Origin of the sequence: Streptomyces sp. NPDC087844 (assembly GCF_044742785.1) — a bacterium.
Taxonomy (GTDB): domain Bacteria; phylum Actinomycetota; class Actinomycetes; order Streptomycetales; family Streptomycetaceae; genus Streptomyces.
In genome coordinates, this window is record NZ_JBIUVD010000001.1 from 669,713 (window position 1) to 688,625 (window position 18,913).

Sequence of the window (18,913 nt, forward strand, 5' to 3'; positions counted from 1 at the left end):
CGTGACACGCCCGGTCACCGAGTCACGACTCGTCGACAGCTCGGTAACGGCGGGAGCAGTCCGCGGGAGCCGAACCGTTCATCCGGGTGGACAGCCCGAACGGGTGGACAGCCCGGAACCGGGCCGAACGTCCCGATAAAGGGCCACCGAGCGCCTCTGTCGGGATGCGACGTACCATTCCTAAAGTTGAAAGCAGGACATCCTGCTCCATGAACGGATCCGCCTTGCACGAGCCCCACGCCCCAGCCTCCTGGCGCATCGCCCTGCCGCACACCGTCGCGGCGGTGCCGGTCGCCCGCGCGCTGGTCCGTACCGCGCTGGCGGAGATCGAGCTGACCGCCGACTGCGACACCGCGGAACTGCTCACCGCCGAACTGGTGGCCAACGCCGTGGAGCACACCAGGGGCGACGCGCCCATAGAGCTGGTCGTGGAGCTGCTGCCCACCGGATGCCAGGTCGAGGTGCACGACCCTGACCCGTCCCCGCCGGGCGACCTCACGATCCCCGATCCGTCGTGCGAGGCCGACCCCTGGCAGGAGCACGGCCGCGGGCTGCTGCTGATCCGCACCCTCAGCTCGTCGTGCGGCCACCGCCCGACGGAGTCCGGCAAGGCGGTCTGGTTCCGGCTGCCGGTCGTCCCCCACCAGCGAAGGTCCGCCTGACGGCGTCCGGGCAGCGCTCGACACAGCGCTCGACACCGCACTCGGCCCATCACTCAGGCCAGCGTCGCCACCAGTACCGCCTTGATCGTGTGCAGCCGGTTCTCCGCCTCGTCGAAGACGACGGAGTGGGCCGACTCGAAGACCTCGTCGGTGACCTCAAGGCAGTCAAGACCGTGCCGCTCGTGGATCTCGCGGCCGACCTTGGTGCCCAGGTCGTGGAAGGCGGGCAGGCAGTGCAGGAACTTGACGTCGGTGTTGCCGGTGGCCCGCAGGACGTCCATCGTCACGGCGTACGGGCCGAGGTCGGCGATGCGCTCGTCCCAGACCTCCTTGGGCTCCCCCATCGACACCCACACGTCCGTGGCGACGAAATCGACGCCCAGCACCCCCTCGGCGACCTCCTCGGTGAGCGTGATCCGCGCCCCGCTGCTCACGGCGAGTTCGCGCGCCCGCACCACGACCTCCTCGGCGGGCCAGTAGGCCCTGGGCGCGACGATCCGTACGTCCATGCCGAGCAGCGCGCCGGTGACCAGGTAGGAGTTGCCCATGTTGAGGCGGGCGTCGCCCAGGTAGGCGAAGGCGATCTCGTTCAGCGGCCGGTCGCGGTGCTCGACCATCGTGAGCACGTCGGCCAGCATCTGCGTCGGGTGCCACACGTCGGTCAGTCCGTTGTAGACGGGCACTCCGGCGTGGGCGGCCAGCTCCTCGACACCCTCCTGGCTGTCCCCCCGGTACTCGATGGCGTGGAACATCCGGCCGAGCACCCGCGCGGTGTCCTTCACGGACTCCTTGTGCCCTATCTGTGAGCCGGAAGGGTCGAGGTACGTGGTCGACGCGCCCTGGTCCGCGGCGGCGACCTCGAAGGCGCAGCGCGTGCGCGTCGACGTCTTCTCGAAGATGAGCGCGATGTTCCGGCCCCGCAGGTGCTGGGTCTCCGTCCCGGCCTTCTTCGCCGCCTTCAGCTCGGCGGCGAGCTCGATCAGGCCACGGAACTCCTCCTGTGTGAAGTCCAGCTCCTTCAGGAAGTGGCGGCCGGCGAGGGCGTTCGGGACTGTCGCCATGGGGGCGCTCCAGGGTTACGTAAACAGGGACTCTTGGAATTCTATACGACGACCCACATTTCTATACGGGCCCCTGTTTCCGTCCGGCCTGTCGGCCGTCAGCCCACGGCGTCCCGCTGAACCGGGCAGCTCATGCAGCGCGGGCCGCCCCGCCCCCGCCCCAGTTCGCTGCCCGGGATCTCGATCACCTCGATGCCCTGCTTGCGCAGATGCGTGTTCGTGGTCTGGTTGCGCTCGTACGCGACGACGACGCCCGGCTCGACCGCGAGGACGTTGCAGCCGTCGTCCCACTGCTCGCGCTCGGCGGCGTGGACGTCCTGGGTGGCGGTCAGGACGCGGACCCTGCTCAGTCCGAGCGCCGCGGCGATCGCGCGGTGCATGTGCTCCGGCGGATGGTCGGTGACCTTCAGCTCCTTGTCCCCGACACCCGGTTCGATGCTGTAGGAGCGGAGCATGCCGAGGCCCGCGTACTGGGTGAAGGTGTCGCCGTCGACCATCGTCATCACCGTGTCGAGGTGCATCAGGGCCCGCTTCTTGGGCATGTCGAGCGCCACGATCGACTGCGCCGAGCCGGTGGCGAAGAGCTTGTGCGCGAGCATCTCCACGGCCTGCGGTGTCGTCCGCTCGCTCATGCCGATGAGCACGGCGCCGTTGCCGATGACGAGGACGTCGCCGCCCTCGATGGTGGACGGGTAGTCGGCCTGGCCCTCGGACCAGACGTTGAAGGTCTCCGCGCGGAACAGCGGGTGGTGACGGTAGATCGCCTCGAAGTGCACGGTCTCGCGTCTGCGCGCGGGCCAGCGCATGGCGTTGATGGAGACGCCGTCGTAGATCCAGGCGGAGGTGTCGCGGGTGAAGAGGTGGTTGGGCAGCGGTCCGAGGAGGAAGTCGTCCAGGTCCATGACGTGGAAGCGCACGGACGTCGGCTCGGGGTGCGCCGCCAGGAACTCCCGCTTGGTCATCCCGCCGACCAGTGCCTCGGCCAGCTCGCCCGCCGGCAGCCCCTCGAAGGCGGCCCGCAGATGATCGGTGGCGAGCGGCCCGTACTCCTTCTCGTCGAAGACCCTGTCCAGCACGAGCGACCGGGCCTCCGGGATGGCCATCGTCTCGGTCAGCAGGTCACCGAAGAGGTGGACGGTGACGCCGCGGTCGCGCAGGACGTCCGCGAACCCGTCGTGCTCCGCGCGCGCCCTGCGCACCCACAGCACGTCGTCGAAGAGCAGGGCGTCCTTGTTGCTGGGGGTGAGCCTTTTGAGCTCCAGATCCGGCCGGTGGAGGATGACGCGGCGCAGCCGCCCGGCTTCGGAGTCGACGTGAAATCCCATGACTCCATCCTGACCACCGGAAGGCCGCTTGACCCACCGGTCGACACTTTCTTCGCCCACTCGTCCGCAGGCGCGCTCCCATGACCTACCCTCCCTCCGCCCGCCCGCTCTCCCCCTCCCACCACCCTCCCCCTTTATAGTCTTCTTGACTATAAAGGGGAGAACTGGTTATCGTCGCACAGACGACAAGCGAGGGAGAGTCCGATGGCCGACATCACCCGGCGCCTGGGCCGGCGCCACCTGCGCGGCGCTCCGACGGCGCACATCCGGCACCACCGAGGCGCGGAGCTGCTGCACGACGGCCCCGGACTCAGCTTCTGGTACCGCGCGCTGAGCGCCGCGCTGTCCGAGGTGCCGGTGGACGACCGCGAGCTGGCGATGACCTTCCACGCCCGTACGTCCGACTTCCAGGACGTCGCGGTGCAGGCGACCGTCACCTACCGGGTCAGCGACCCGGCGCTGGCCTCCGCGCGCCTGGACTTCTCCATCGACCCCGACACGGGGGTGTGGCGGGGCACGCCGCTGGAGCAGCTGGGCACCCTGCTGACCGAGTCGGCCCAGCAGCACGCACTGGACGTGCTGGCCCGTACGACACTGGCGTCGGCGCTGGTCGACGGCGTGGCGTCGGTACGGGAGCGGGTCGCGGCGGGGCTGGGAGCGGAACCTCGGCTGCCCGCGACCGGCATCGAGGTCGTCGCCGTGCGCGTGGTCGCCCTTCGCCCGGAGCCGGAGGTGGAACGGGCCCTGCGCACCCCGGCCCGCGAGCAGATCCAGCAGGAGGCGGACCGCGCCACGTACGAGCGGCGGGCGGTGGCCGTCGAGCGCGAGCGGGCGATCGCCGAGAACGAACTGGCGAGCCAGATCGAACTCGCGCGGCGCGAGGAGCAGTTGGTCGACCAGCGCGGGACGAACACGCGTCGTGAGGCGGAGGAGCACGCGGCGGCGGACGCGGTACGCGCCGAGGCCGAGGCGGCCCGGACGGTGAAGCTGGCCGGGGCGGAGGCCGAGCGGTCCGTGCAGCTGGCGGACGCCGAGGGCAGGCGGAACGAGCGGCTGGCCAAGGCGGAGGCCGAGCGGACGGTACGGCTCGCGGACGCCGAGGCGACCCGTACCGTGCGGCTCGCGCGGGCGGAGGCCGAGGCGGCCCGCGAGGTCGGGGAGGCGCGGGCGCAGGCCCAGGCCGCCTGGCTGCGGGTGCACGCCGATGTCGACGTCAGCACCCTGCACGCCCTGACCGGGTCGCGGCTGGCGGAGAACCTGCCCAGCATCGACAGCGTGACCATCTCGCCGGACGTGCTGACCGGCCTGCTGGCCAAACTGGGCGTCCGGGACGGCACATGAGCCTCGCCCCGCGGATCGTGCTGGTCCACCGCACCACGGAGTACGAGGAGTTGGTGGCCCACCACGGCACGCACGGGCAGGCCGCCTTCTTCCTCTCCTCCCGGGGCCGGGACATCGAGGAGGTCGCCGAACGCCACCGCCGCACCCGGCGTGCCCTGACGGACGTGACCTCCGCGATTCCGCTGACGTGGCGTCAGGGCCGGGTGGAGCGCGCCGATCTGGACCGGTTCCTGTTCGCGCCGGAGGACGTGGTGGTCGTGGTCGGCCAGGACGGCCTGGTGGCGAACGCGGCCAAGTACCTCACCGGGCAGCCGGTGGTGGGCATCGACGCGGAACCCGGCCGCAACCCGGGCGTCCTGGTGCGCCACCGCCCGGCGGACGCGTCCCGTCTGCTGCCCGCGGCGCTCGCCGCCGGGACGGGGGTGGAGGAACTCACCATGGTGGAGGCGGTGGCCGACGACACGCAGCGGCTGCTCGCCCTGAACGAGATCTACCTGGGCGCGGCGGGCCACCAGACGGCGCGGTACCGCCTGGGCGTCGAGGGCGAGGGGGGTGCCACGGGCGGCGGCGGGGGTCTCGTCGAGGCGCAGGCCTCCTCCGGGGTGCTGGTGGGCACGGGGACGGGCGCGACGGGATGGATCCGGTCGGTGTGGCAGGACCGGGGCGACCCCCTGCCCCTCCCCCGTCCCACGGAGGACCGCCTGGTGTGGTTCGTCCGCGAGGCCTGGCCCTCCCCGGCGACCGGCACGTCGCAGGTCGCCGGCCAGTTGTCCGCCGGCTCCCACCTCACCCTCACCGCCGAATCCGAACGCCTGATCGCGTTCGGGGACGGGATGGAGGGGGACGCGCTGGAACTCACGTGGGGGCAGTCGGTGCGGGTGGGGGTCTGCGGGCGGCGGTTGCGGTTGGTGGGGTGAGCGGGACTCACCCCGTCGGGCCGTGCACCCCCTGCGCCGTGCACCCCTGGGCCGCTCAACCGCTGGGCAGCGGCTGGAGCAGTTCCGGGCGGGCCAGCATCCGGCGCCCGGAGCGGCCCGGCTCCAGGGCTGCGCGGGCGACGATCCAGCCGGCGAGGACGTGCGGGTCGGTCGGATCATGGGCCAGGGCCTGGGCGTAGGCGGTCATCGCGGTGGCCGGGTCCCCGGCGGCGAGGTGCTCGTCGGCGGTGCGGGGCACGCGTGGGCGGGCGGCGAAGGCGTGGGTGCGAAGGTCGGGCCAGGAACTCCGGTCCGTTCGGAAGCGATGAGCCGCCGCCCCGGCCCCCAGGCTCCCCGCCGCCCCTCCCTCGGGGGACGGTGCGACATTGCGCAGCCGCCATTCGGTGCGGTGCAGCACGGCCGCGGTACGGGCGCGCGCCCGGGCCGCCGGGTCCACGGGTTCGCGCAGCCAGCCGTCGAGGGTCCGGGCGAGACCCGTGACGATCCCGCGGCCGGGAGCGGTGAGCCGGCCACTCAGCTGCAGGGTGCGCACGACCAGGCGGGTCTGCGTGCGCCGCAGGGCGAAGTTGTAGGCGGCGACCGCGGCCTGCTCCTCGTGCTCGGCGTCCGCCATGCGGTCCCGCCAGAACCCGCTGACGCCGGTGAACGCGTAGACGCCGTGCAGCAGACCGGTGAGGTGGCGTGGGTCGGGCCGCCAGGGGGCGTAGTAACGCTCCTCCCGGTCGTCCTCCACCAGAGGGAAGAGGTGGAGGAGGGCGGCGAGTTTGCTGTGCTGGAACTCGTGGACGAGGATCTCGGCGAGGACCGGCGCGGTGGCGGGGCGCGAGATGTTCATGGCGCCGAAGGCGTCACCGCTCGATGCCGAGCCCCGCGTGCCCGGCCGCACCTCAGGCATGGTGCTGGTGCGGCCCCACGGTACGACGGACCGGATCACGGCGGGGTCGAGCCGCCCGGGGCCGTGCCCGCCGTCCTGGTTCGCGAGGACGCCGACGGCCTCGTCGAACAGTTCCTGCCACGCGGAGGCCTCGTCCGCGTCCAGCCTGGCCGGGGGTATCGGCTCGTCGAGGTCCCGGTAGGGGTCCAGGTCGTCGAGAGGAATGGAGACGGAACCCGAGGCCGTGACGTGGGTGAGAGTACGCAGGGGGATCCAGTGCCCCTCGGCCGGCGTGGAGGCCGGCACCCCGCCGGCGGCGGCCGTCGAGGTGGGCGGTACGTCCAGGCCGCGCACGGGCACAGTGGCGGGCCGGCAGCGGACGGAGCCGGCCCGCCCGTCGGATTCCGTGCCGGTCAGCGTCAGTTCGCCCGCTCTCGTTCGGGCCCGGCCGACGGTCGGACCCTGTTCCGCGGCGGGCAGGCGGACCAGGCCGAGGCCGGGCAGGTTCAGCGCGCCGTCGGTGAGGGGGACGAGGAGGTCCGCCTCCGTGCGCGCACGCAGGGCCGCGGCGACGGCCAGCGAACCCAGGTGTCCGGCCTCCACCCACAGGGGCGGCCCCGCCGCCGTGCCGTGGAGCCGGCGCAGCATATGGGCCAGCCAGCCGCCGGTGGCCGGTGCGAGCAGCAGGTGCTCGATCAGCTCGGGCGCCCGGCCCGCTGCCGTCCTGAGGGTGCGCCAGGCCTCGGCCGGCGGGTCCAGCGGGGTGGCGAGCCCGTCGACGCCGGCGAGGACGGTGCGCAGGAGCAGCAGTCGACGGGCCCGTTCGCCCCGCTCCAGGAAGGCGAGCGCCTCGGCCGAGCCTCCACCGGCGGCGAACTCGGCGAAGAGGCGGTCCGGCATCCGGAGGGGCCGCCCACCGTGCTGCTGGCTCGTCATGCCAGGTGACCTCCGATGGTGACTGCGTCCGTCAGGTCCGGCCTCGTCAAAAGCGCCGATGCGGCTCGGCTACTCCGCCCTGCCCTGCGGTTCGCCGTCGCCCCATATGCGTTCGCGCGAACGCAGCACCTCCGCGAGAACGCGGGCGGTGGGCCGGAGCGGGGGGAGGCTCTCCACAGCGACGAGCGGCACCGTCTCAAGATCCGCCAGATCCGACTCCCAGACGGGGGTGCCTGCGATGGGGGCCGTCCCCAGGGCTGCGGCTTCGGCTTCGTGCGGAGCGAGCGACTGGTCCAAGATGCGTCCCCCTTCTCGCACGGTGGCACGCGATGCCCCGTGTCCTGTCCATCATGGCGAACCCTGCCCGTATGGGAAACCCGTACGATCACGCCAGTTGATCACCGGCGGCCGTGTCCGTGTTCGTCCGCTGCGCCCAGTTCCCTCAGGGCTTCGGCCAGTTCACTCCCCAGGTCGGGATCGTCGTCCAGGGCCACGACGGCGTCGTAGAGCTCCCACAGCACCTCGGGGTGACGGCGGGCGAGCCCGGTGAGGATGACAGTGGCGTCCGTGCGGGCCTTGGGGTGACGGGAGAGTGTTCCCGTGACCCGGGGGTTCAGCGCGGCGACCACGGCCTGCCGCTCGGCGGGATCGTTCATCAACGGATAGGCGACCAGCGCGTCCACGGCGCGCACCAGTGGCGTGGCGGGACGTGCCTTCGACGGCGGTGCGACGATCTCGGTCCGCTCGGGACTCCACAACCGGATCTCGGGGTGCTGCGCCGTCCGTCCCGCCTTTCTGAGAGCCGAGATCCGGGCCTTTACGGCCGGAAACAGCTCCTCCGGATCGGGCGGCGCGGGCAGCGTGCCCGAACGCTCGGCGAGCAGTTCGAGAAGAATCTCCGAAAAGAGCCCCGTGGCGCGTGCGGGGTCGTTGGCCGCCTCCCGGCCGCGGCCCGCGGCCCGCAGCAGCGTCTGCTGGTGCACGAGGGTGCGATGCCCCGCGGGAAGCACGTCGGGCGGCAGCGGGTCGCGGAAGGCGAGTACTTCCTCGAAGGTCTCGCAGGCGTCCACGATCCACAGCTGTTCGGCGAAGCCGGGCACGGCGTCACTGGCGTAGCGGGTCAGCGCGGACTCCAGGTCGACGGCCACCTTGTCGGCGGTGGTGGCGTCCGCGCAGAACAGCCTGGTGTGCCCGGCCCGGTCGAGCACACCGTGGCCGCCCCACCACACCCACAGCACGTCGCCGAAGTGGGCGGGCAGTTCGCGTACGAGGACGCGGCGCAGGGTGGCGTGGTCGGCGGGGGCGTGTTCCGTGTCGGGCACGAACGGGGGCAGCGGGGCCAGATGCAGCCGCAGGTGGGCGTCCGGAACCCCCGCCGCGCGCAGCAGTCGGTGGAACGCGAGGGCGTCGCGGGCCGGGCCCGGCAGGTTCCAGGCGTGGCCCGCGTCGTACCTCTCGATGCCCACGATCAGGGCGTGGACCCTGGCCGGATCCACCTGCCGGACGGTCCGCCGCTCCGCCGTGGTCATGGCAGTCGGTCCACGATGTGCCGGTACACGGCCGGGTTGGTCCAGTAGGCGCTGTGGGCGGCCGGGAACGGCTGACGGCTGTCGACGCGGACGTCGGTGACCCGGCCGGGGAAGAGGCCGCCGCCGAGGTAGCCGAGCAGATCGCGCGGGTCGTACAGGTTCAGCCAGTCCGGCATGTGCGGCGGCAGCGGCGCGGGGTGTTCGAGGGAGGGCAGCGACCCGGACTCGTACAGGAACGGCCCTTGGGAGCCGGCTGTCACCAGGAGGCGTACCTGAGGGAGCGGGGTGGTGATCAGCGTGTCCAGGGCGATGATGCCGCCGAGGCTGTGGCAGATCAGGGTGACGGGCGAGTCGAGGTCCGCGAGGAGCGCACGCAGGTCGGCGCGGAGCGCCTCGCCGCGGCTGAGGTAGCGCAGGACGTCCCCGGCGGCGGGATGGGCGGCCTCGGTCAGGGCGCGCCGGCGGCGCACGACGGCGCGGGAGGCGGCCGAGGTCCCCATCCGCAACAACAGGGCGCGCAGACCGCGTTCCGTGCCTCGGGGCGGTGCTCCGAGCGCCTGGGCCAGCCGGTCGACGACGGAGTCGCGGGTGTCACCGGCCGGGACGAGCGGGCTGTCGGCGGCGAGCGCTTCGGCGATGAGGCGGGCTGCGAGCCACCGGGCCGCCAGGATCGCGAGGTCGTCGGGCGCCAGGACGGCCGCGGCCGGGCCGAGCAGCCGGTGGCCGGCCAGTTCCGCGGCGGCACGCCCCAGCCCGGGGCCCAGCTCCGCTGCGGGCAGGTCACCTTGGGCGGCCAGTTCGAGCAGGCGCGAGCGCAGCCCCTGCTCCGGGACGGGGGAGCCGGGCGGCCGCTCGGCGTCGGGCTCGGCCCCGGCCGCGGCGAGTGCGAGTTCGGCGTCGGGGTCCGCGTACAGGACCGCCCAGGCCTGCGCGTCGTCCGGCTCGTCGGGACCGGTGGCGGGTACGGACGGCAGCTCCGTGAGCCCTCGGGAGGTACTCCCTTCGGGTGGCAGGCTCGCCCCGCCCGCGGCGAGTGCCGCGCCGTGCGTGTCTCCCCAGGAATACGGCACGAAACGCAGTCCTGCGCGCAGGGCGGTCAGGTCGGCGGCCACCCGGTCCGTCAGTATCGAGATGTGCGGTTCGCGTACACCTGTCCCATGGACGAAGACGACCGTCGACATGCGCCCCCCGTGACACGGGGCCGAGTCCCCGTACGACCGCCGTTACGACTGCTGCCACGGCGTCAACTCCACGATATTGCACAAAGGTTGGTTCTGCCCGGAATCCGCGCACGGCGTTCCGGGCCGGCCCTGCTGTCCGACTGCTGCTCTACCGGGGGACGCCGTGAGCCCTGACGCGATGGTCACGCATTTCGTAGGAGCCTCGGCTCTGGTCCTGGTGGCCGCGCACGCCGCGGGCTGGCTGGCGCGCAAGCTCAAACAGCCGTACATCGTCGGCCAGTTGACCGCGGGGATCGCTCTCGGTCCCTCACTCCTCGGTGCGGTGGCGCCGGACGCGTACGCCACCCTGTTTCCGCCGGGCATCGGGCCCGCGCTGACCGGTTTCGCGCAGTTCGCCCTCGTGGTGTTCCTGTTCGCCGTCGGTTACGAACTGGATCTGAAGATCCTGGGGGCCAGGGCGCGCGCCTCGGTGACCGTCGCGGTGACCGCGTTCGTGGTGCCGATGGCCGTCGGCAGCGGCTGCGCCCTGCTGTTCGGCGAGCAGTTGCGAAGCCTCGGCATGCCACGTCAGCTCTCCCCCTCCATGATCGTTTTCGTCGGTGTCGCCCTGTCGATAACGGCGGTGCCGGTGCTGACGGCGATCGTGCGGGAGAACGGTCTGGCCCGCACGGTACCCGGGGTGGTGGCCGTGTCGGCCGCCGGACTGCTCGACGTGATCGGCTGGACGGTCCTTGCCGGAACGCTGCTGGAGAACGGACACGGCCAGGCGCTCGGCTGGCCGGTGCGGCTCACGATCGCCGTCGTCTTCGTGGCCGCGATGCTCCTGGTGGCCCGGCCCGCGCTGCGTCTGCTGCTGTGGCGCACCCGGATGGAGCCCTCACTGCGCCTCGCGCTGCTGATCGGCTTCGCCCTGGGGTCGGCCTGGCTGACGCACGCCATCGGCCTGCACGTGATCTTCGGAGCGCTGCTGGCGGGAAGCGTCGTCCCGCGCGAGGAGGGCGGGAGGCTGGATCCGGACCTGCTGCGGCCCCTGCACGGTGTCAGTTCGCTGCTGCTGCCGTTCTTCTTCGTGGTGTCGGGCCAGTCCGTGGCGCTGAACAGCATGGACTCCACGGGCTGGCTGGCGTTGCTGGTGGTGACAGCGCTGGCCGTCGTCACGAAGATCGGCAGTGGGACGGCCGCGGCCCGGTTCGGTGGTCTCGGCAGTCAGGACGCGTGGACGGTCGGCGTTCTGCTGAGCGCTCGGGGCCTGACCGAACTCATCGCCCTGAACGCGGGCCTGCAGGCCGGGCTGCTCAGCACCCCGCTGTACACGGTCCTCGTGTTCATGGCACTGGCCACCACGCTGTTCACCCAGCCGCTCCTGCTGCTGGTCCGGCGACCGCGAGGGCGCCGCCCGGCCCGCCGCGCGGCCGTCGGTGGGACGGCGCACGCCGATGTGCCGTCCCAGGCCGGGGAGCAGGATCATTGGCATCCGCCGGGTGACAGCCCACGGCCCGTCCCGGAAGCGGGCTGACGCGGCGCGGGGGCGGCACCGGGTGCCACCCCCCGCCGGGCCGTCGTCGGATGTGGCCGGGGCCGCCCGGCTCCGTGTCGGCTCCGGTACTACATCGGCACCGGCGCCAGGTCGCACTCGATGCGGCGGCGCTGCCGGGCCGACAGCAGCCAGGGGTGGTCGCCCCGGACCACGCGGGTGAATCCCTCCACCGCCTTGCGCTCCAGTTCGTCGGCTTCGGCCCTGCGCCCCAGGCCGCGAAGATCGATGGCGAGGTTCGCGGTGCACGACAGGGTCAGCGGATGGTCCTCACCGGCGGTCGCGGCCAGCAGGGGCAGGGTGGTCTCGTCGATCTCCCGGGCCAGGTCGAAGTCCAGGCCCGCGTACGCCGTGTTGGCCTGGCCGAGTGCGACGGTCAGGGTCGTCACATGGCGGGATCCCAGGGTGTCGCGGAGCCGGCGGGCCGCGTCGTCGTCGAGTTCCCGCGCCGCTTCGAGGGCGCCGAGGGCCCGCATGGTGGCGGCCAGGTTGGCCTTCGTGATCAGGGTGTAGGCGTGGTTCTCGCCCAGGCGGTGCTCGTAACTGCGCATCGTGGCCTCGCCCAGTTCGCGCGAGCGGTCGAGGTCGTTCGTGAGGCGGCGGTCGACGACCACGTTGATCGCCGTCGACAGCGTGTCGTAGTGGTCGCGCCCGTAGCCCGGCACGAGACGGCGCAGTGTCTCCTCGGAGAGCTTGGCCGCCTCGGTGACCGCTCCGTCACGGCGCCTGCAGACGGCCAGGTTGCGCGCGACCCGCAGGGTGGTGATGTTCTCGTCGCCGAACAGCTCGCGCACCCTGCGGTAGACGTCCTCCTGGAAGTCGCGGGCTCCCGGGTAGTCGCCGGCCTCGCGCATGTCGATCGCGAGGCCGTTGAGGGTGTTCAGGGTCAGGCCGCTGTTGGGCCCGAAGAGCCGGTCGCGCAGCCGGGCCGTCTCCTGGTCCAGGGGAACCGCCTGCGTGTACTCACCGCACAGGCGCAGCGAGACGGTCCAGCCGTGCGCGGCGTTCAGGGTGCTGGGGTCCTCAGGACCGAACAACGTGCGGGCCCGCTCGGTGGCCTCCCGGTCCAGCTCCTCCGCCTCCGTGAACCGGCCCTGGTGACGCCGGGCGGCGGCGAGCTGGGTCATGGAGTCGATGAGGTCCTCGGCGTCGACGTTCCCCCGGCGCGACACGTCGAGGGCACGTTCGTTGAGCAGGATGGACTCCTCCACCTCACCGACGACGCGCAGCACGAAGGCGAAGATCTTCGCGATCCTGATGACGTGGATGTCCTCCTCGCCAGAAGCGGCGAGCCAGGTGCGCCAGGCCTGCCGGGCCAGCTCGACCGCGTTCTCGTGGTCCCCCCAGTAGTAGAGGAACAGCACGGTGTCGTAGACCAGTTCGCGTGCCCAGGTATCCGTGCTGGTGATCGCCTCGGAGGCCTGCACATGCGGCAGCAGTGCCTGGTAGGCGGGCCACTCGATGGACGAGGCGTAGTGCCCGGGCTTGGCCGCCGACAGCAGCTGATGGGCGGCGTCCCGCATACGGGCGCGCTCCTCGGCGCTCAGTTTGGCGAGGAGTACGTTCTGCAGCAGGCGGTGCATCTGCAGGGTGTCCGAGCGCAGGTCCAGCTTCACCAGGGAGAACTGGTTGAGGTCCCGGATGGCGCGGCTCAGTTTGATGGACTCGCGCAGGAGCGGGTCGACGTCGGGTGTGATGTCGACGCCGCGTTTGCCGCGCAGCATGGACAGCGGCACGGGTTCGGGGGCCATGCAGGCGCAGATGTCGAGGAGCTCCCGCGCACCCGGGTTGTTCTCCTTGATCCGCTCCAGTGAGATGTCCCAGGCGGCGGCGACCGAGACCGGATAGTCGGGGGCCGGGTCCAGGTGCAGGATGTCGGGGCTGCGCTCGCTCAGCAGTGCGAGGTAGTCGTCCACGAGCATGCCCGTGACGGCGCGCCAGGCACCGGCCTGCTCGACGGCGAGCGGCAGATCGCCCAGGGCCTCGGCCAGCCGGTCCGCGTCACGCTCCGACAGATCCGGGGAGCGCTTCTGCAGCAGCTGGATCGACTCCTCGCGCTCGAAGACGTTCACCGGCAACGGCGTCGCGACCCTCTCCCAGTCGCGGTTGCGGGAGGTGACGATGATCTTTCCCGGCCCGTTGGCGGGAAAGTACGACCGGACCGCTTCGACATTCTCGGCGTTGTCGAAGACAAGCAGCCAGTTGTCGTAGGGCATGCCGGTACGGAGCGCCTCCAGAACGGCGGGCACCGCCGTGTTGGCCGCGGGCAGACCGCCCTCCGGACCCGCCGGGGTGATCCGCAGGCGCGCGGCCAGACCCGCGAGGGCAGCCAGGATGAGGCTCTCCCGCTCGGCTGGAATCCAGCAGATCACCTTGTAGTCGAGCTGGTGCCGGTAGACGTACTCCAGCGCGAGCTGCGACTTCCCCACGCCTCCCATGCCCTGAAGCGTGTGCGGCAGCACGGCCGCCGTGTCCTGAGCTCCGAGTTGGTCCTCCACGGCACGGAGCAACGCCGTGCGGCCCACGAACGAGGTGTTCCGCAGGGGAACGCTCACCAATAGGGCCGACGTTCCGGTCGTGGTGCTCTGCATGGGTGGCTCAGCCTCCGGGGCTTTCGGTCGGGACATGTCGGTAACCAGCGGCACAGGCTCTCCAGGTGGATCGGGGACGACCAACCCTGGATCACTCCCCCTCCCGCCACCGGCCGACCCGCCACTTTCCGGGTGGTTTGAGGTCGCGGGAGGGGCGGGTGCGGGCCCGGACACGGCAGGGGGCCCGAATCCGGCGGAGCCCGCGTCGATACGTTTCGCACGTTCGGAGTAGGGGCCGGCCAGCACACGCATCACGGCGAGCTCGGTCCGCAGCCAGCCTCGCTCGCCGGGGTCGGGGAGCGTGGCCCCCGCCGGGTCCCGTAACGCGGCGCGCAGTGCGACACCGCGCTTCCCCGCGGCCGGGAGATCCCCCAGCATGCTGACGGTCAGGGCGAGTTGGGTCCTGGTGGTGGTCGCGAGCAGGGCTTCCCGGACGCCGTCCGCGAACTCCGGACGGCCGTCGCCGCCGTCCCAGTCGATCAGACCACCCATCAGGATCTCGGCGACATGGGCGGGTCCGGTCTCCGGCATGGTCCGTTTGCGCAACTGCTCGACCAGGTCGAACTCGAAGGGGACGGCGGCCAACTGGGTGGCGAGACGACGGGCCGCCGGGGTGGCCAGCGTGAAGAACCGGCGCACGGCGGCCGTCGCGGCGCGCGGAAGCCGTGGGGGGCGCAGTCCCGGTGCGGGCGCCCCCTTGGTGAGGGCGCCGGCCAGCACGACGGGCAAGGCGCGGCGCACTCCGCGCTTGCCCGTCACGAGGTCGGCCCAGGCGGCGATCGAACCGGGTTTCAGGGACAGCACGGGCACCGGAACGCACCCGTCACCCGCCTCCGGCAGCGGACGCATGGGATCGGAGCCGCCCGGCGACGCCCAGTCGGCGAGACCCACATTGGCCGCGCCGAAGCCACCTGCCTCCAGCACGGCGGGATACGGGTAGAGGGAGGAGCGATGGCGCAGGTGAGGCGGAAGCAGGTGCACCAGAGCCGTGGGCCCAGCGCCCGCGAGGCGGCGGAGCAGCGTGTCCGCGGCGGCGGAGATCCAGCCGTGCCCCAGGCCGTCGGTGACGACCAGGAAGATCCGGCTCCCGCCTCCGTCGAGCAGTTCCGCTGGGGACGCCAGCGTCCGTCCGGTGGACCAGCGGAGGGTGGGGCCGCCCGATCGCGGCAACTCCACCTTGACGGTGCGTACGACCCGGAAGGCGCCGCTCTGCTCGGCGGCCTCGGCGAGCCCGGCCGCCGCGTCCTGCCAGATCCTCATCGTGGGAGCGTCGTCGACGAGGAGCACCAGATCGAACGCCGACGTACGGGCGGGCCGCAGAAAAGGCATCCACATGCCGTCCACGACTCCGCGTTCCGCGGTCGTCTCCTCGTCGAGTTCCATCGTGGTCCGCGAGGGCACACGGCGGGCGAGCCGGTGCATGGCGCGGGCGAGCAGGGCCGTGCCCCCGCCCGGACCCCGCACGGTGGCCTCCGGCCCGGACACGGGCAGCAGAGGCCGGCCCGGGTGCGCCCTCTCGGGTCCCTCCGGATCGGGGACGGGTAACAGGCGGGAGAACGCCGACGGGTCCGGCGCGCGGCCACCCGTCTGCCGGGGCCGCGACAGGGGATCGCCGTACGGCAGCCGTCCGTCCGGGCGGCCTGTGTCGCCGAGGGCCCCGCCCGGCGGCCGTGGGTCGTCCCACGCTTCACCGGAGACCGGCTCCGCGGGCCCGTCCGACGGCCCCTTCGGCGCTTCTCCGTCTTCGCCGGCCTCTCGTCCGCCGGCCTCTCGTCCGCCGGCGCCGGAAGCCGGGGGCCGGCAGTCCGGCCGGTGCTCGGGTACGCCGTCACCGGCCACCGGGGCCCTCTGGCCCGCCGCGGGACGGTTGTGCCGCATCCAGTGAGCTGCCAGATAGACCGCGTCGGCGACCGTCTGCCAGTGCGGTGCGGTGGCACCCTCGGCATCGGAGTGCCACCCTCCGGTCTCCGTGTCCCCGTGGGAGGTGCGGTGCCCGTCGGGGGCGTGGACGGACCGCGCCCCGTGCCGACTCGCGTACTCGACGGACTCGGGATGCACCGAAGGGGACGACGGCCCCGAGGCGGGCTCACCGTCGCCGGGTCCGGATGCGCGCCCCCTGGGAAACCCGGTCATTCAGCGGCCCTTCGCGAGGTCGCGTAGGAGCATTTCCAAGAGCTTACGCCCGCCACCCTCGGCCTGGAAACCACCCGCAGTAGTCAACTGGACAGCATTGAGCAACTGATCGAGCGAGTGCGTGCCACCCGCCTGCACCCGCTGTACGAACAGGTCCACGAGCCCCTCGGTGTCCCGCGGAGGGGCCCCCAGATGCCCTTCCACAATGGCCAGAAGCTGCTCTCGCGTCGGGGTGGGCATGTCCAGCGGCAGACAGCGGCGGCGAAAGGCGGCCGGGAACTCCCGCTCTCCGTTGCTGGTGATCACTACGACCGGGAACTCACTGCATTCGACCCGGCCACCGGCCACGACGGCACGTCCTCCCGGGTCGCTGGTGTGCACGAGCGCGGTGTCGGCGGCGTCGCGCACCAGCTCCGGGATGTCATAACTGCCGTTCTCCAGGACGTGCAAAAGATCGTTGGGCAGGTCGATGTCGCTCTTGTCGAGCTCGTCGATCAGGAGGACCCGGGGTCGATCGTAGGGCAGAAGAGCCGTCCCCAGAGGCCCGAGGGTCATGAAGTCACCGAGAACAGGCGCACGCTGATGTGCCGTCACCTCCCGGTTGTCGCACATGATTTCGGTGGAACCGGCGTCCGTCTCCCTCCTCCCCTCCCCTCCTGCTGACCGGCCGGCCTCCACCGCCGGGGCCGTGCCCGCCGACGCCGCCTCCCGCAGGCCGGCCTGCCAGGCCGCGATGGCCTGGGCCCGGCCCATCGCGTCATGGATGTGCAGGCCGTCGCGCAAGGTCGTACGGCTGACGATGTTCCACTCCAGAACGCGCCCAAGACCCAGTTCGCGGGAGATCAGATACGCGAGGGTGGACTTGCCGATACCGGGTGGCCCGGTCACCAGGAGCGGCCGGCGCAGCAGCAGGGCGGCGTTCACCGCGTCGATCTCGTCCTCGCCCAGTTGGGGCATGGCCTCACTCGATCCAAGGCGCCGCAGCGCGGCCTCCTCGTCGTCCGGCGGCGACGGCTGGGGCGGGGCACCCCGGAAGCGTCGCCACGGCGGAGCCTCGGGCAGTCGCGGCCGCGATTCGCCGGGGACGCGGCCGGTGGCGTGGAACACCCGCCAGCCGTGTGGATCCGGCTGCTCCTGTTCGTCCGGCACACTCACCTCCGGACGGCCCGGCTCTCCCGACGCGCTCAGGTCCTGCTGCTCCTGCTGCTCGTGCGCGCTCACGCGGGTGCCTCCTCGCTGGCGAGATCGCCGGGATCAGTGCTCTGGATGTCAACGAGTCGAGTGGGGTCGTCCCAGAGGAAGGCGATGTGCCGCCCGAGCAACAGTGGTCCCTGGGTGTTGAGTTCGGCTTTTCGGCGGAGGCGGTGAACGGCCATGGGAATCTGTGCGGGCGTCGGAACCGACGCGAAGACAGCGGTGACGACCTCCCGCCGCTCCTCGATGAAGACCCCCCTGCGGTCCCAGATCGCCAGGCCGATCCCCTCGGCGATGGCGGCTTTCAGCGCCTCCATGGCGGAGGCCCCGGCCGGAGCGTCGAGGACCACGGCCGTATGTCTGCTTTCCCCGGCGAGGGCGGTCTGCCACTCGTCGAGCCGTTGGGCGTCCGCCTCGCTCCAGCCGTAGACGGCGACCCCGTGCCGCCGCAGGGTCCGCCAACGCTCCAGCCACTGCAGTCTGACCAGGACATCATCTGTACGCATCCGTTCCAGGCTGCGTAAGTGAATCCCGTACTTCAGCCCGAGCGGCATCGGCCTTCCGTCGCCCGAACCGATCCTCAGGCCGGCCACATCGTGGTTGAGGAGGTCGTACGGAAGGATGAACTCTATGTACGGCGGCGACTGCTCGTGTCCACCCGGATCGGAGTCCCGCTGCGCCGGCCACAGCCGGGCGCCCTGGCGCAGAGCGACCTCGACGGCCGCCCCGAGACCGTCGAGGTCGGTCGTGGCGGGTTCACCCGGCTGCGGGTCCCAGCGGCCGGGCGCCGTGTTGAGCCAGGCCCGTACGACGATCTCGTCGGAGCCGTCCCGGGCCGGTTCGGCCGCCACCATCAGACAGCGCGGGATCTCCGGGTCGTACGCCGCCGCGGCGTGTTGGACCCTGCGCTCCTCCAACGCCTCGCTCAGGCCGGCGCGTTCTGCCCAGCCGTCGACCCAGGCGGACATCTCGGCGCGGTGCCCCGGCGCCCCGGCGGGCCCGGCGGCCCGGTCGACCAGCAGCACCGCCGGCGGCAGGCCGTCGGGCTGGACGTTCAACTCGGCGACATAGGCCAGGAGTTGTCCGGGGGAGAGCCCGATGGGCAGATCCACCCCGTGCAGTTCCTCAACGAGTTCGTCCCGCAGGCGGCTCGCGGAGACCTCCCCCTTGGCCGCGTCCAGAAGGGCACGCGCCTTGTTCTTCTCGTACTCGGACAGCGGGCCGGGCAGCGCCACGGAGGCGGCGGCCGGAACGACGGGGACGAGCAGCCGCTCGAACCCGGCAGCAGCCTCTTCCCCCTCGAAGACCCGTACCACCCCTACCAATACGTGCTCTCCGCCCGTGACACTCAACGCCATGCGCACCATCGTCACGGCGTCCTCGCGCAGTTTGCCGCCCCGCACATCGACCTGCTGGGTCAGCTGCTCGCCGAGGACCACGGCGAACTGCACACGCCCTTGCGGGTCCTCCAGACAGCTCAACTCGCACAGGGCCTCGGTCAGCTGAAACAGCAGCTGAAGGCCCGGCACACGCCCGGACTCACCACCGGGCTCACCAAAACCCACTCCTGCCTCCACCGACCGTCCCCCGTGAGCCGGTACGCCTGCCTGACCG

At 72.1% G+C, this 18,913-nt stretch carries 13 protein-coding genes; 4 read left to right on the forward strand and 9 right to left on the reverse strand.

Going from position 1 to position 18,913, the window contains the following annotated elements; genetic code table 11:
- Positions 1 to 209: 209 nt before the first annotated feature.
- The gene (locus ACIOKD_RS02655; protein WP_402077129.1) at positions 210 to 662 is read left to right on the forward strand and encodes an ATP-binding protein; all 453 of its coding nucleotides are present in this window, start codon (positions 210 to 212) and stop codon (positions 660 to 662) included.
- A 53-nt stretch (positions 663 to 715) separates the two neighbouring features.
- Here the strand turns inward: ACIOKD_RS02655 and argF are convergent, their stop codons facing one another.
- A complete protein-coding gene (gene argF, locus ACIOKD_RS02660) occupies positions 716 to 1,723 on the reverse strand; it encodes an ornithine carbamoyltransferase (RefSeq protein ID WP_402077131.1) in 1,008 nt (335 codons plus the stop codon).
- Between the two features lie 98 nt (positions 1,724 to 1,821).
- Positions 1,822 to 3,048, reverse strand: a complete 1,227-nt coding sequence (locus ACIOKD_RS02665) for an arginine deiminase (RefSeq protein WP_402077133.1) — start codon at positions 3,046 to 3,048, stop codon at positions 1,822 to 1,824.
- 204 nt (positions 3,049 to 3,252) lie between these two features.
- On the opposite strand from ACIOKD_RS02665, the gene ACIOKD_RS02670 reads away from it, so the two are divergent.
- On the forward strand, positions 3,253 to 4,389 hold the full coding sequence (locus ACIOKD_RS02670; protein ID WP_402077135.1) for an SPFH domain-containing protein: 1,137 nt from the start codon (positions 3,253 to 3,255) through the stop codon (positions 4,387 to 4,389).
- Positions 4,386 to 5,306 (forward strand): hypothetical protein, encoded by a 921-nt coding sequence (locus ACIOKD_RS02675; RefSeq protein WP_402077139.1) that lies wholly within the window; start codon positions 4,386 to 4,388, stop codon positions 5,304 to 5,306. Before ACIOKD_RS02670 ends, ACIOKD_RS02675 begins: the two co-directional genes overlap by 4 nt.
- Before the next feature lie 55 nt (positions 5,307 to 5,361).
- Here the strand turns inward: ACIOKD_RS02675 and ACIOKD_RS02680 are convergent, their stop codons facing one another.
- The 4 genes from ACIOKD_RS02680 to ACIOKD_RS02695 form a co-directional block, all read right to left on the reverse strand.
- Positions 5,362 to 7,137, reverse strand: coding sequence for an HEXXH motif domain-containing protein (locus ACIOKD_RS02680; RefSeq protein ID WP_402077141.1), 1,776 nt, complete (start codon positions 7,135 to 7,137; stop codon positions 5,362 to 5,364).
- Between the two features lie 69 nt (positions 7,138 to 7,206).
- Positions 7,207 to 7,434: a hypothetical protein gene (locus ACIOKD_RS02685; protein WP_402077144.1), complete on the reverse strand. Its 228-nt coding sequence runs from the start codon at positions 7,432 to 7,434 to the stop codon at positions 7,207 to 7,209.
- Positions 7,435 to 7,535: 101 nt separating this feature from the next.
- Positions 7,536 to 8,666, reverse strand: coding sequence for a caspase family protein (locus ACIOKD_RS02690; protein ID WP_402077147.1), 1,131 nt, complete (start codon positions 8,664 to 8,666; stop codon positions 7,536 to 7,538).
- Complete coding sequence (locus tag ACIOKD_RS02695) at positions 8,663 to 9,847, reverse strand: hypothetical protein (RefSeq protein WP_402077150.1); 1,185 nt, start codon at positions 9,845 to 9,847, stop codon at positions 8,663 to 8,665. Before ACIOKD_RS02695 ends, ACIOKD_RS02690 begins: the two co-directional genes overlap by 4 nt.
- A 163-nt stretch (positions 9,848 to 10,010) precedes the next feature.
- Between ACIOKD_RS02695 and ACIOKD_RS02700 the strand changes: the two genes are divergently transcribed.
- A complete protein-coding gene (locus ACIOKD_RS02700) occupies positions 10,011 to 11,363 on the forward strand; it encodes a cation:proton antiporter (RefSeq protein WP_402077153.1) in 1,353 nt (450 codons plus the stop codon).
- Between the two features lie 89 nt (positions 11,364 to 11,452).
- Here the strand turns inward: ACIOKD_RS02700 and fxsT are convergent, their stop codons facing one another.
- The 3 genes from fxsT to ACIOKD_RS02715 form a co-directional block, all read right to left on the reverse strand.
- On the reverse strand, positions 11,453 to 16,105 hold the full coding sequence (gene fxsT, locus ACIOKD_RS02705) for an FxSxx-COOH system tetratricopeptide repeat protein (RefSeq protein WP_402077155.1): 4,653 nt from the start codon (positions 16,103 to 16,105) through the stop codon (positions 11,453 to 11,455).
- The gene (locus ACIOKD_RS02710) at positions 16,106 to 17,254 is read right to left on the reverse strand and encodes a MoxR family ATPase (RefSeq protein WP_402077685.1); all 1,149 of its coding nucleotides are present in this window, start codon (positions 17,252 to 17,254) and stop codon (positions 16,106 to 16,108) included.
- A gap of 68 nt (positions 17,255 to 17,322) precedes the next feature.
- Positions 17,323 to 18,828: a hypothetical protein gene (locus tag ACIOKD_RS02715; protein WP_402077158.1), complete on the reverse strand. Its 1,506-nt coding sequence runs from the start codon at positions 18,826 to 18,828 to the stop codon at positions 17,323 to 17,325.
- Positions 18,829 to 18,913: the final 85 nt, after the last annotated feature.

Bases quoted from the DNA above. Each gene is read 5' to 3' on its own strand.
- fxsT (WP_402077155.1), bottom strand. From the start codon at position 16,105: ATGACCGGGTTTCCCAGGGGGCGCGCATCCGGACCCGGCGACGGTGAG.
- ACIOKD_RS02665 (WP_402077133.1), bottom strand. From the start codon at position 3,048: ATGGGATTTCACGTCGACTCCGAAGCCGGGCGGCTGCGCCGCGTCATC.
- ACIOKD_RS02675 (WP_402077139.1), top strand. From the start codon at position 4,386: ATGAGCCTCGCCCCGCGGATCGTGCTGGTCCACCGCACCACGGAGTAC.
- argF (WP_402077131.1), bottom strand. From the start codon at position 1,723: ATGGCGACAGTCCCGAACGCCCTCGCCGGCCGCCACTTCCTGAAGGAG.
- ACIOKD_RS02690 (WP_402077147.1), bottom strand. From the start codon at position 8,666: ATGACCACGGCGGAGCGGCGGACCGTCCGGCAGGTGGATCCGGCCAGG.
- ACIOKD_RS02680 (WP_402077141.1), bottom strand. From the start codon at position 7,137: ATGACGAGCCAGCAGCACGGTGGGCGGCCCCTCCGGATGCCGGACCGC.
- ACIOKD_RS02695 (WP_402077150.1), bottom strand. From the start codon at position 9,847: ATGTCGACGGTCGTCTTCGTCCATGGGACAGGTGTACGCGAACCGCAC.
- ACIOKD_RS02670 (WP_402077135.1), top strand. From the start codon at position 3,253: ATGGCCGACATCACCCGGCGCCTGGGCCGGCGCCACCTGCGCGGCGCT.
- ACIOKD_RS02655 (WP_402077129.1), top strand. From the start codon at position 210: ATGAACGGATCCGCCTTGCACGAGCCCCACGCCCCAGCCTCCTGGCGC.